Annotated in this window: 14 protein-coding genes; all 14 read right to left on the reverse strand. The window is 33.3% G+C overall.

The window, feature by feature from the left end; genetic code table 11:
- Positions 1–3: 3 nt before the first annotated feature.
- Positions 4–1,014, reverse strand: coding sequence for a rod shape-determining protein (locus AB8U03_RS02325; RefSeq protein WP_369702912.1), 1,011 nt, complete (start codon positions 1,012–1,014; stop codon positions 4–6).
- Positions 1,015–1,028: 14 nt separating this feature from the next.
- On the reverse strand, positions 1,029–1,721 hold the full coding sequence (gene radC / locus AB8U03_RS02330; RefSeq protein WP_369702913.1) for a RadC family protein: 693 nt from the start codon (positions 1,719–1,721) through the stop codon (positions 1,029–1,031).
- A 14-nt stretch (positions 1,722–1,735) separates the two neighbouring features.
- Positions 1,736–2,314, reverse strand: coding sequence for a Maf-like protein (locus tag AB8U03_RS02335; RefSeq protein ID WP_369702914.1), 579 nt, complete (start codon positions 2,312–2,314; stop codon positions 1,736–1,738).
- A gap of 11 nt (positions 2,315–2,325) precedes the next feature.
- Entirely contained in the window at positions 2,326–2,586 is a 261-nt protein-coding gene (locus tag AB8U03_RS02340; RefSeq protein WP_369702915.1) for a DUF4321 domain-containing protein, read from the reverse strand.
- 183 nt (positions 2,587–2,769) lie between these two features.
- Entirely contained in the window at positions 2,770–3,489 is a 720-nt protein-coding gene (locus AB8U03_RS02345) for a hypothetical protein (protein ID WP_369702916.1), read from the reverse strand.
- A gap of 62 nt (positions 3,490–3,551) precedes the next feature.
- The gene (locus tag AB8U03_RS02350; RefSeq protein WP_369702917.1) at positions 3,552–4,058 is read right to left on the reverse strand and encodes a GNAT family N-acetyltransferase; all 507 of its coding nucleotides are present in this window, start codon (positions 4,056–4,058) and stop codon (positions 3,552–3,554) included.
- Positions 4,059–4,219: 161 nt separating this feature from the next.
- The gene (gene thrB / locus AB8U03_RS02355; protein WP_369702918.1) at positions 4,220–5,119 is read right to left on the reverse strand and encodes a homoserine kinase; all 900 of its coding nucleotides are present in this window, start codon (positions 5,117–5,119) and stop codon (positions 4,220–4,222) included.
- Positions 5,120–5,175: 56 nt separating this feature from the next.
- A complete protein-coding gene (locus tag AB8U03_RS02360) occupies positions 5,176–6,420 on the reverse strand; it encodes a homoserine dehydrogenase (RefSeq protein WP_369702919.1) in 1,245 nt (414 codons plus the stop codon).
- Positions 6,421–6,872: 452 nt separating this feature from the next.
- Entirely contained in the window at positions 6,873–7,310 is a 438-nt protein-coding gene (locus AB8U03_RS02365) for an ACT domain-containing protein (protein ID WP_369702920.1), read from the reverse strand.
- A 145-nt stretch (positions 7,311–7,455) separates the two neighbouring features.
- Positions 7,456–9,297, reverse strand: coding sequence for an APC family permease (locus tag AB8U03_RS02370; RefSeq protein WP_369702921.1), 1,842 nt, complete (start codon positions 9,295–9,297; stop codon positions 7,456–7,458).
- A gap of 330 nt (positions 9,298–9,627) precedes the next feature.
- Positions 9,628–10,176, reverse strand: coding sequence for a BMC domain-containing protein (locus AB8U03_RS02375; RefSeq protein WP_369702922.1), 549 nt, complete (start codon positions 10,174–10,176; stop codon positions 9,628–9,630).
- Entirely contained in the window at positions 10,173–11,519 is a 1,347-nt protein-coding gene (locus AB8U03_RS02380) for a 4Fe-4S dicluster domain-containing protein (protein ID WP_369703025.1), read from the reverse strand. The genes AB8U03_RS02375 and AB8U03_RS02380 overlap by 4 nt, the downstream gene beginning before the upstream one ends.
- 41 nt (positions 11,520–11,560) lie before the next feature.
- Entirely contained in the window at positions 11,561–12,970 is a 1,410-nt protein-coding gene (locus AB8U03_RS02385) for an aldehyde dehydrogenase family protein (protein WP_369702923.1), read from the reverse strand.
- Positions 12,954–13,976, reverse strand: coding sequence for a cob(I)yrinic acid a,c-diamide adenosyltransferase (locus AB8U03_RS02390; RefSeq protein WP_369702924.1), 1,023 nt, complete (start codon positions 13,974–13,976; stop codon positions 12,954–12,956). The genes AB8U03_RS02385 and AB8U03_RS02390 overlap by 17 nt, the downstream gene beginning before the upstream one ends.
- Positions 13,977–13,980: the final 4 nt, after the last annotated feature.

The raw sequence follows: 13,980 nt of genomic DNA on the forward strand, positions 1-13,980 counted from the left end.
CCACTATTTTCTACTAGCTACTATCTTGTCAATAGTGTCTAGAGCTTTTCCCGCACCTAAGGCAACACAATCAAGGGGTGCTTCAGCTATATGAACAGGCATATGTGTTTCCTGATTTATCAATAGATCCAATCCTTTTAGCATAGCTCCTCCACCTGCCAGCATAATTCCTTTGTCCATTATGTCTGATGCAAGTTCTGGTGGTGTTTTTTCAAGTGTAGTCTTTATAGCTTCAATTATGGAAACTATAGGTTCTTTTAAAGCTTCCCTAACTTCACTTTCAGTTATATTTATGACTTTAGGTAATCCTGAAATCAAATCTCTTCCCCTTATTTCCATTGATTTGTCTTCATCCATATCAAAAGCTGAACCCAATTCAATTTTTACATTTTCTGATGTTCTCTCTCCTATCATCAGATTATATTCCTTCTTTATATAGCTTACTATGGCTTGATCTAATTCATCTCCGGCAATTCTTAAGGACTTGCTTGTTACAATTCCTCCTAATGATATTATTGCAACCTCTGTAGTTCCTCCACCTATATCTACAATCATACTTCCTGTGGGCTCATTTACAGGAAGTCCAGCTCCAATTGCAGCTGCCATAGGTTCTTCCATAAGAAGTACATCTCTAGCCCCCGCGTGTTTTGTGGCCTCTTCTATGGCTCTTTTTTCCACTTCAGTAACTCCAGATGGAAAACATACAAATATTCTAGGACTTGTAAATGCTGATTTAGGGCTTACCTTTTCTATAAACTTTCTAAGCATGGTATGTGTTACATCAAAATCAGCAATAACCCCATCTTTAAGTGGTCTTATAGCTACTATATTTCCCGGTGTCCTTCCTATCATATCTTTAGCTTCATTACCTATTGCCATTACTTTTTTAACATCACTATTTATAGCCACCACGGAAGGTTCCCTAAGTACTATTCCCTTCCCTTTAACATATATCAATGTATTAGCTGTTCCTAAGTCAATTCCCATGTCTCTTGATATTCCAAAAAATCCCATTTATATTTCTCCTTTCAATCACTTAAAATTCCTTTTTCTCTCAAACTAACATATATTCCACTGCCTATTATCAAATGGTCAATTAATTGTATTCCTAAAAGTTCACCGCATCTTTTCAATCTGGAAGTTACATTTATATCTTCACTGCTGGGTGATGGATCTCCCGACGGATGATTGTGACACACTATTATAGAAGCGCTATTCTTTTTTATGGCATAAAAGAACACCTCTCTTGGATGAACTATGGAAGAATCTAAACCTCCAATAAATACATTTTTAATTCCTACAACTACATTTTTTGTATTCAACATGATCACCTTGAGATATTCCTGTTTTAATTCTTTCATTTCTTCCATCACCAGCATTGCTGCATCTTCAGGGCTGCATATTTTACAATCATTGCCATTCTTATAAGATCTAAATCTCTTTGACAATTCTGCCACCGCCATTACCTTTGCAGCCTTTGCCTTTCCAATACCGGAAATACCCATGAAATCTTCCAATGTAGAATTGAGGATTCCATTCAGACCTCCATTATGCTTTATAATTCTACTGCTCAAAGATATTATATTTTCATTTTTACTGCCAGTTCCAAGTATTATAGCCAAAAGTTCCGAATTAGACAGGGCTTCTGATCCATATCTAAATAACCTTTCTCTGGGTCTTTCATTTTCTGGTAAATCCATAATTTTCAACATGTTGTTCATTTAAAAACTCCCTGTTATAAATTTACCCCCATCTTACCTAACATATTATACAACTTATTTAAAGGTAATCCTACCACATTATAATAGCATCCATGAATTTCTTCTACAAAAATTCCTCCACTGCCTTGTATACCATAAGCTCCTGCTTTATCTTTATATTCTCCAATTTTTAAATATTCTTCTATCCGTCTATCATCTATTTCAGAAAACTTTACAGTAGTGCATACAAAATCACTATTAATTCTATCTGAAATCCTATCTATAATTGATATACCTGAATAGACCTGATGTTTATTTCCACTTAAAGATTTCAACATGTAAAAAGCTTCTTTGCTATTATTGGGTTTTCCCATTATTTTTCCATTAAAGAATACTACCGTATCACATCCTATTACAATTGAATTTTTATCTGAAAGCTTACTGCATACGTTTTTTGCCTTACCTTCAGCTAGTCTCATAACATAGGATGCACAATCTTTATGAAATACAACAGAACTTTCATCAAAATCACTTACTATTACTTGAAAGTTTTCCACCAATCTTCTTAAAAGCTCTTTCCTTCTACTGGAGGCTGAGGCCAATATAATTTTCAAGTCATCACTTCCTAATACCTTCTATATAATATTATAGCCATAATTATTCCTATTATAGTCATAATATTTATTCTAAAATTTATACCTAAAGTCAATACCATAACTTTAAGATTTAATACTATGGGTTGAGACATTCCAACTGAATAAGAATTTTTAAAAAGGCTTAAAAAACTTAAACTATTTCCAATAGCATCTCCAAGAAGACTTCCACATATGGCTCCTAAAAGTATAAAAAACCATAAAAACCCTATTCTTTTTTCCGCCCCTTTCACATAAAATCCCCTACCTTAATAATATATCTTATATAGTTTATCATTTAATAAATACATAAACAAGTATATATATTATTGTTAAAAAAAATTTTTAAATTTCATATAAAAATGGCAAGTATCGGTATAATATATACCTTTACTAACCATTTTTTAATAATTATTACATTTACAATCACTGGATATTTAACTAAGACTCATCTTTTTTAATATATTAAATAAATATATATAATTTTCCTCGCTATTTTCTTTTGCCATTTCTTTAGGAAGTTTATTTATATATTCCTTTAATTCTTTTAGAATTAATTTATTTTTATTATTTTCCTCTTCTTTATTTTCCAAAGAAGAACACCATTTTTTTAACTCTTCCGTTTGTATGGATTTTACATCTTGTGCTGAAAGTTTAGTTAGTATTTCCAAATTTGCATTTATTATCTCTGCTATTTCAGTATTGCATGTACTATCTTTATTTATTGTAAATACCATCTTTGAATTTTCTACTTTTTGTTCTGTAAGAGATTTTATAACCTTGTTTGCATTATCTTCTGAGAAAATTCCTAAAAACACTCTTGTCTTATCTGCTTCTGACGTGCAAAATGGAAGTCCATATTTAGCTAAAAGTTTTTTTTCCTCATCTGCGTTATTTTTATCCTTATACATGCCACCTTGAACAGCTATAAATTTTATATAATTATTTTTTAAAGCTGAATCACCCTGAGATGCATCTGCTGTTTTATTTTGAGAGTTACTACTGCTGGAACCATAATTTAAATTACTTGAATCCTTTATTATAACCTGAAATATAAAAGTTCCCAATATAAAAGCTGACAAAAGTATTATAAATATTAAAATCATGAAAGTCATAGTGCTTTTATCTCTTTTTAAATCATATCGTGTGTACTTCATTTTTTCACCCCTAATTTATAATGTTTATATATACTATTAGGGTGTAAAAAAAAATATTACTTTTAGTCACCAACTTTTCTCATAATTATCATATCTACATATTTATTATTAATATTGTAAAAATTTTTTACTCTTCTAACCACACTAAATCCCATCTGCTTCCAAAAGTCTAAATTTTGAATTTCATTTTTAATTATTCTTGTAAAAAAAACTGCTGCATCGTATTCCTTTGAAAAATAACTCATCAATTTTTTTATTATGACATTTCCTAAATCCGAATCCTTGTATATTTTATCCAAATAGAAAAACCATATCCACAGCTCATTTTGACTTTTAAACTCAAGTCTTCCCTTTAATATGCCTATCAGTTCTTGACTTTTTTTTATTTTTAAAAAGAACTCACATTCACTTATATAGCTTTCCAAAAACCTCTCTGTCAGCTTATCTAAATTCGTTTCCTCCTCTGCAAAAGTTTTTTTCATCTCCATCCATTTTTTTATACCAATTAAGTCTTGCTGATATACATTAGAAATTTCTACATCTCTAAGTTTTATTTCAACATCCAGCATAACTTCACCTCTTTTGTATATTAAAATTACTAATTTTAGAATTCTATACAAGCACCTAAAATTCCTTTATTTAATCTCATGTTTGGCACTATTTCTTCCATAAGACCAGTATAAATAATATACAAAAAGGTAATTTGTCCATTTGATTTTCAGTGAAATCATCAGCTGGCAATTTTAACTCCTTCCAAATCCGGTTCAAGCAATATTATATTCCAATTGTCTTCAAGTTTATCTAAAAACTTTTTCATTGATTTCATAAACTCATCTGCATTTTTATCCAGTACAGCCATAAGTGTAGAGCCAGAACCACTTATAAATTCACCTATTGATCCAAGTTCTCTTGATTCTTTAAATACAGCATCAGAATTCTTTATCAAATTTTTTCTATATGGCTGGTGGACCTTATCTCCAAAACATATCCTTAATTTATCAAATTCACCGTTATAAAGGGCACTTATAAGCATGGCCGACCTTGATATATTAAATATACAGTCCTCCTTTAAATAGGTATCCGGTAAAACTTTTCTGGAAAGAGCCGTATTCACCTGAAAAGATGGTATCATGGCGACAAATTTTAATTTGTTGGGAACAGTTACTTTAGAGTATTTTATTTCTTCCCCTACTTTCAAAGATATTACCATTCCCCCCAGTGTGGCCGGTACTACATTGTCTGGATGTCCCTCTATTTTTGTGGCTAGATCAATTATATCTTCCAAATTCATCTTGCTTCCCATAATTTCATTTGCCGCTGCTATTCCTCCAACTATACAGGCCGAACTGCTTCCAAGCCCTCTGGAAATAGGTATATCACATTTAATTACATTTATTTTGAACCCTCTATGGGGATATTTTTGTTTATCCATGGTCTCAGTTATGCTTTTATATATAAGATTGTCTTTAAAATTCTCTTCTGATTTCAAATTATTGTTGTATATTTCTGTCTGTGTATCTATCTCCTCAACTTCAATTTCATTATATAATTTTAGAGCCATACCTAAAGTATCAAATCCAGGTCCCATATTTGCAGTAGTTGCAGGTATTCTAACTTTTACCTTAGCCATCTCTAATATCCCTCCCATTATACAAATTTTATCCTTTTTAATAAAAAAATAATTTTTTATTTATCTAAGACCAATAATTTTTTTACTGACTCAGCATATTTTTTTTGCTTTATTTTCTCAATATAATCATTCACAGCATTTTCATTATCTGAACTTACGAAAGCTGCCACTTCATTTTTATTGCCTGAAAAATCATTTGATAAAATATAGCAACTTTTGAAGTTAAGAGGTATGCTTTCTATAACTTTTATCCTGTCATCTGTTTTTATTCTCATAAACCACTTGCTTTTTAAGCTCCAGTTTCCATTTATCCTTGCTTTTTCCTTACTAAAAACAATAGATTTTTCTTTTTTGTGTTCAATTATATCTGCTATGTCTCCAAAAACTGCACTGGCTGTTGGAAACATTCCTGCTCCTTTTCCTGAAAACATCACATCTCCTACAGCGTCACCTTCTACTAAAATTGCATTGTACTCATTTTCAATTTTTCCAAGCACCGAATCCTCTTTCACCATAACCGGCATAACAGATGCATATATATCATCATTACAAATCTTGCTCATGCCCAAAAGCTTTATATTGCATTTTTTAAGCTTTGCATATCTAAAATCATCACTATCGATTTCCATAATTCCCTCAATGTTTATATCCTTCCAATTTACTCTTCTGTTATAGGCTATAGTAGATAAAATAGAAAGTTTTCTAGCTGCGTCATACCCCTTAACATCTGAATCAGGGTTTGCTTCTGCAAAGCCTAAGTCTTGTGCAAGCTTTAATGCATTTCCATAACTCATTCCATTACGGTTCATTTTGGACAATATAAAATTTGTAGTTCCGTTTAATATTGATTTTATACTTTTTATTTGATTTCCTACAAGGCATTCATTTATCGATTTTAATATGGGTATTCCTCCTCCCACACTTGCCTCAAAATGAATAGTAACTCCATTTTTTCTGGCCAGCCGCAGGAGTTCATATCCATATTCTGCAATTAAATCCTTATTGGCAGTAACTACATGCTTCTTCATATTTAAAGCCATTTTCACATATTCATAGGATGGATCAAGTCCTCCCATGGCTTCTACTATAATATCCACTCTTTCCTCGAAAATATCATCTATATCTTCTGTTAAAAGTCCACTGTTTTTATTATTTGCATGTCTTCCAATGTTTTTCACCAAAATTTTTGACAATACAAGCTCCTCATTTAATTCATCTTTAAACCTATATTTATTTCTCAATATCAATTCAGCTACACCACTGCCCACTACTCCATATCCTAACATTGCTATATTTACCATTTAATAGCCCTCCTTTTTATTTAATGTTCTAAATTGCTAAAGTGTAAAATTTTGAATTGATGCTAACAAAAAAACTCATCCCTCATATGGGACGAGTTTTATCGCGTTTCCACCCAAATTAACAGTAATATTAAAATAACATTGAACATATATTACCCCATATATGTCACAATAACAGCTGCAAATATAATTAATACATCAACTTAATTTATACCGCACTGTTAAATTACTGTCATCTTCATGTCCTTAACGCAGACCTGCGGAAATACCTACTAAACTTCAATATACAACTCAAAGGTGGTTTTCAACAATTCTTGCCTGGGAAATATTTCAGCCTGTGAATTCCCCTCTCTAAAAGCAGTTTATTATCTACTCTTCCCTATCATAGTTTTTTATCTGAACCCAGAATAACTTTCGCTATCCCGATATATATGTGAAACAGTAAAACACTTTTATTCCACTGTCACCAAATTGACTTTTATAACATTTTTTAAATTCCTTATGCCTTCCAATAATTCATTAACTTCTACTTCTAATTTGGAGGCATCGAAAGTTATGGATACAGTAGCAGCATTATTTATAGGTATATCTTGATTTATAGTAAGTATATTACCTTTTTTTTGAGCTATTGTATCAAGTATCTTGGACAAAGTGCCTGCCCTATGGGCTAAAACCAATCCCATAGTTATTTTATGACCAATTATACCTTCAGATAGTGTAAAAACCGAATCCTTATATTTATAATAAGTGCTTCTACTTATACCAACCTGTTTTACTCCTTCTGATATATCTTTTACTTCTTTAGTTCTGAGAAGCTCTTTTACCTTTACAACCTTGGTAAACACATCAGGAAGTATTCTAGTATCAATTATAAGAAACTTAGTGTTCATAAAATCCCGTCCTTGTTCGCATATAGAATACACATGTATTTCATTTGAATATACCAATTATATTATCACAATTAATATAAATAATCAACAACTTTTATAAAAATTTTTTATAAAATATAAAAGTGACAAATTGTCACTTTTGTGTTTAATCTTCAAATATTATATATGGAACTGTAACTATAGCTATATTTCTCCTTCTAAGCAGCATGGTCTTAATAAATAAGGCAGTTTGATTGTGAAGTATATTTCCCCACCATTTTGTAACTACAAGTTGAGCCAAAACCACAGTCACGCTATCCTTAGGCCCTGCAGCATATTCCTCTGATTCTATAAATTTAACCAGTGGTCCTAATATACTTCTATAAGGAGATTTTTTTACCACTATGGGTATGTCAACTTTATATTCATGCCATTTTTTTAAAAGTTTTTTCGTAGCTTCATCGTCCACTGAAACATGAAAAATTATTATATTGTCTGATATTGTCCTGGCATAATTTAGTGCCTTCAGGAAAGATTTGTTCAAGGTATCTATAGGTACTATTACATATCTTTTCTGTATTGAAAAATCCACTTCCTTTGGTCTTTCATTCACTGTAAGCTTCAATTGTTTAGCTACCTCGCAATAATGGCTCTTAATCCTCACCATGACACACACAATGGCAGGTATAAGTATAAATACAATCCATGCTCCACTTAAGAATTTGGTGATTCCCAATATAACAGCTGTAGCAAAAGTAACCAGTGCACCTATGCCATTTACAAAGGCTTTATGTCTCCAACCTTTATTTTTAAGCTTTATCCATCTTATAAGCATTCCTGATTGAGATAATGTAAAGGATATAAACACTCCCACTGCATATAAGGGCATTAGATAGTGAGTATCTCCTTCAAATATAATAACAAGTAAAGCTGATACCAATCCTAAAGTTATTATTCCATTTGAATATCCAAGCCTTTTTCCTCTCTTTGAAAACTGCCTTGGGGCAAATCCGTCTTTAGCTATGAAAGCCAATAATAACGGCAATCCTGCAAAGGCAGTATTACTAGCCATTATAAGTATAATAGCAGTAGTTATTTGAACCAAATAAAACATAATATTCTTGCCAAACACCTGATAGGCAATTTGAGCAACTACAGTTACTTCCGGATTGGGTACTGCATGATAGAGAGTCGCAAGATAAGACACTCCTCCAAATATTATGAGCACTACCAGTGCCAGAAGTTCCAAAACTATCTTGGCATTTTTTTGTGAGGGTTCCTTAAAACTGGGAATACCATTGCTTACTGCTTCTATGCCGGTTAATGCCGTACACCCTGAAGAAAAAGCTCTGAGAAATAAAAATATAGTTATATCAGAAACAGCTGTTGGTATTTTATACATTGGCCTAGGTACATATCCCAGCACCTTTACTTTAAATATTCCAAAAAAAATCATAGTCAATATGATAATCATGAATAAATAAGTAGGCGTACCAAACACCTTGGATGACTCTCTTAACCCCCTTAGATTGCCTATGGTGATAATAAATATAAACAATAAGGTTATAACCACCCTATAGGATAATAATGCAGGTATTGCAGAAATTATAGCTGCAGTACCTGCAGATGTACTTACCGCTACAGTCAGCACATAACCAATAGTTAAAGATGCTCCTGCCACAAGGCCAGGGATTGTCCCTAAATTATCTTTTGCAACAATATAGGAACCCCCTCCTTGAGGATAAGCATCTATAGTTTGTCTATATGAAAGGGTAACTAAAATCATTAAAAATACAATGCATAGAGCTGAATAGAACATATATTTATATGACATAACACCTAAAACAGGTATGAGCACCCAAAGTATCTCCTCACCTGCATAGGCCACTGATGATATTGCATCACTGGATAGTACTGGTAGCCCCCAAAACACATTGAATTTTTCTGACTTCAATTCATTTGTTTTTAAGCTTTTACCAATTAGTAATCTTCCTAATTTAGATACCATTTTTTGCACCTCTAAAAGTAAATTTTCTTTTAACTTTAGTATGGAATGATTATATATTATTATCCACTTTTATGACAGCTTTCTTTTTAATATTTTAAGACTATTTTAAATGAAATCGGACAGTTTAGCTGTGAATATTTCATGTGTTATCTGTTTTTTTAATACATACTTCATCTTATTTAGTTATACGAATATTTAAATAATTCAGATTAATATATACGTAAAAAAACATCTTTATATGCCTGAATACCTATATTAGATAATTAAATTCCAGTAAAACAAAGCACACTTTGTTTTACTGGAATTTACAGTATACTAAATCATTATATTTTATAACAAATATTGCAGCAGTTCTTTACTTGGTCCTGATATAACCGCCTTATTTACCAACATACCACTTTTAAGGGCAGTGTTGGTGCCAACTGTAACAGCATTTTTAACTGCACTTACATCTCCTGTTAAAGTGACAAAGGATTTTCCTCCTATTCCCATTCCAAGCCTGACTTCTATAAGTTGTACATCTGCAGATTTAGCAGCTGCATCTGCTGCAACAACAGCTGCCGTTACGCTAAAAAATTCCATGACTCCAAGATCCTTTAATTTTGTAATGCCCGAAGATTGATTTATTGCAGGAATTACCTGCTCCTCAACATTAGGTAATAACAATGTATCTACAACATATTCTTCTCCAATCTGTCTGCCACTTTCAACCGCAGCCTTTACTGCCCCTACATTACCTGTAATTAAGACAATATATTTACCGGGACAAATAGTTTTTGCTAAAATCAAATCAACTTCCGCAGCTTTTATCATTACATCCGCGGTCTGAATTCCTCTAGCTATACTATTCAACTCTATCATTCCTATAGTTCTTATCATGGTATCACCTCGACTTGTATAGCCCTTATGACTATATTTTGGTTTATTTCAACAACTTCGCCGTTGATACTAGCATGTATATTTGAGCCCATTTTCCCCTCTTCTATTTGAGCAATCATCTGTCCCTTTTCAATTTTATCTCCTACTTTTACAATGGGGTCAGCCGGTGCTCCTATTCCCTGCCTTAAGGGAATACTTATTTTTTGGGGATTTATTTCCTGTCCCTCCTCAAATTTCTGTGACATATACTTGTTTAATGCCAATCTAGATATTAATCTGCCTGTAGGAATTTTTCTGTAATCCCTCAGAACGTGGCCTTGAAATATATCAGCAGTGTTGTTCCACTTTACACCTTTTTGTCTCAACTTTCCCTTTAGATATACATTTATACGCTTAGGTGATAATCCCATAGGGCAGGCATATAATTCACATATACCGCACTCACAGCATATAAGTGCCTCTTTAAATACTTCATCATTGTCTTCGCTCAAAGCAATGCCCCTCATTATTTTATGGGGATGCAGCGGGTGTCCAATCAAAAACCTGGGACACATATCAGTACAGTAATGACATTGGATACAAGCCGATTTAGCTTGATTTTTCATATGCTGTACAGTCATTTTTTCTTTTTGCGCTAAATAGTGATCCGCTGGAAGTACAAGAATCGCACCATCTGTTTTAGTAATAACCCTATCCACTGCCATTTCTTTTGAAATTAATTTTCCCATCATAGGGCCGCCCATTATCACAACATAATCCTCTACATTGGTTCCACCGCACTTTTCAATGCACTCTTCCACTGAAGTACCTATAGGCACTTTAATAATTGAAGGTTTAGCTATTTCTCCTATAACAGTTACAAATTTATATATAACGGGTTTATCCTGTATAGCCTCGAATATATTAAATACCGTACCCACATTTGATACCACTGCACCTACATTTAAGGGAATACCTCCAGGAGGTATTGTGCGGCCTGTTATTTCATAAACAAGTATCTGCTCATCTCCTGCCGGGTAAAAGGTCTTGCTCAAATGAAGTTCCACTTTAGAATTCAGCTTTTTTATGGATTCTTTAAGAGCAAGTACTTCATCGTAGTACTCCTCTTTCAAGCCTATTACAATATGTTCAGCCTCAATTGCATTGCCTATTTTCTCTGCTGTACTCACTATCTCATCACTTTTATTTCTCATTAAATATTTATCAGATTGCAATAATGGCTCGCATTCCAAACCATTTATTATAAAATATTCAACTTTACAATTTAGTTTTATATGAGCTGGAAATCCTGCTCCTCCAGCTCCTATAACACCTGCTTCTTTAATCTTATTTAATAAATCCAACATTACACCTCTCTTCCCCCAAAGATTGTAATATTACCTCTCTAAACTATTCTAAATGAATCAACCATAGTACATCTTCTAATTCTGGTAAAGGAAACAGCATTTGTAAGACCTTCTCCGGTAGGCCCTGCTATGGTATATGTGGTATAACCTTCTCCTCCAAAACCTATACCTGCATAAGAAGGCGCATTTTTAACGAATATAGTAGTATCTATTTTTCTTGCCATTTCAGTTAAGTTATCTATATTTTTTGAATGCATTATAGCCGTATGCCTATTACCGTGTTCATCTTCTACGGCTAACTTTAAAGCTTCCTTAAAGTTCTTGGTTTTAACTATTGGCAGTATAGGCATCATTAATTCCAGCTGTACAAATGGATGGCAATTTTCAGTCCTGTAAATTAAACATTCTATTTCATCAGGGGCACTTTCACCTATACTTTCAAGCAAGCTCTTGGCATTTTTGCCTACAAATGTCTTGTTTATGGAATACTTTCCGGATTTATTATCCTGGTTTAAAACTGTTTTAACCAATTTATCTGCTTGATCATCATTTATTTCATAAACCGCCCTGTTTTCCTTCATATATTTAATCAGTTCTTCATATACATCTCCAACTACCAGTGCCTCTTTTTCAGCTATACAAGGTAAGTTGTTATCAAAGCTGCATCCAAGTATTATATCCCTGGCTGCCTTTTTAATATCTGCAGTTTCATCAACTACAACAGGAGGATTTCCTGCACCAGCACCTATAGCCTTTTTACCTGAGGATAATACCATTTTTACTATTCCAGGGCCGCCTGTAGCGACCAGCATCCTGATTCTGCCATCATTCAAAAGCATACTGGTGTTTTCCAAAGAAGGTTTTGCAACTGCTGTCAGCAGATTGTCTGGGCCTCCTGCTTCTCTTATGGCCTTATTTAAAACTTTCATAGTGGTTATGGATGAATTAAATGCACCTGGATGAGGTGAAAATACCACTGTATTTCCTCCTGCCAGCATGCATATTGCATTGCAGGCAACTGTAGCAGCCGGGTTAGTGGATGGTGTTATGGAGCCTATTACACCAAAAGCACCGCGCTCAACCAATGTGAGTCCCTTGTCACCCGTATAGGCTTCAGTTCTTAATATTTCTGTTCCCTGGGTTTTTTCAGCTACCAATTTTAATTTTAAATACTTATGATCAACCCTGCCCATTCCTGATTCTTTTACACAAAGATTAGCTATACTCATGGCATTTTCCATCAATGCTTTTTTCATAGAACTTATTAACTTTTCACGCTGTTCAAGAGTGTACTCTTGATATACCTTTTGAGCCTCATAAGCTGCTGCTATGGCTTCATCCATAGTATCAAATACTCCATCACTGACTTCTTTTTTTGTATCTCTCTCATTCAATTCTTTTAAGACTCTTTCTATTATTAAAGATAAATCATTACCTTTTAGTTCCATATTTTACTACCTCCTCAAAAACTTCTACTCCATAATGTGAAACACTGGTATCTTCATCTATAGTGCCTCCACTTACTCCTATGGCACCTACTATGTCATCTCCTATTTTTAAAGGAAATCCTCCTGAGAAAGTCACTATATCTTTTTCATGGTTAAGTCCATAAAATTCCCCTCCTGGAAGGGATGATTCATATAGATCTCCTGTAGGACTTTTAAGAGCTGCAGCGGTATATGCTTTTTTCAAGGCAACTTTTATACTTATTAGAAGAGAGTTATCCATCCGTTCCAACAATATGATGTTGCCATCAAAATCTACAACACAAATCACCATGGGCACTCCTATTTCACGAGATTTTTCTATGCATTTTCCAGTTATATATTCAGCAGTTTCTCTGTTAAGTACTGCTTTTGTCAGTAAGCTTTTCTTTAAATTACCCTTTGCATTGATTTTCCCATCACCCTTTAGCTCCGTTAACTTTTCTTCTGCTTTTTTTAAAATATCCTTATAATCAAAATACCTGGCTATAGCATAAACAGCATCGGATAATCTGTTTACATATTTCTGTAAACTATTATTTACTTCATAATAATTTTTCAGTTCGGATATATACCTTTCTGCCCTTCTTACATCTGTCCTGGCAACATCAAGGTGAGCAGATTCCATAGTACCGCCTGGTACTATAAATCCATTTTGTACCGGTCTCATTTTGTCCAGTTCATCTATGGTGTCCTCTAAAAATATGACCTCATCATCTTCTATTCTCGGCTTATAATCCTTAGTTCCAAGTGAGGCAAGTTCTGCTGCAACTTCAAAGAGAGTTTTTTGTATTTTTAAAAGTTTATCTTCTAATTTCTTATCTTCAATGCATGCCCTTGCCAGACCAATTGATGAATTTGCCTCATCTATACTTCCATAAGCCCATACCCTCAGGTCATATTTATTTGTCCTCTCACCACCCACCAAACTAGTATTTCCCTTATCACCAGTCCTAGTGTATATTTTCATAAAT

Origin of the sequence: Clostridium moutaii (assembly GCF_041205085.1) — a bacterium.
GTDB lineage: Bacteria > Bacillota > Clostridia > Clostridiales > Clostridiaceae > Clostridium_B > Clostridium_B moutaii.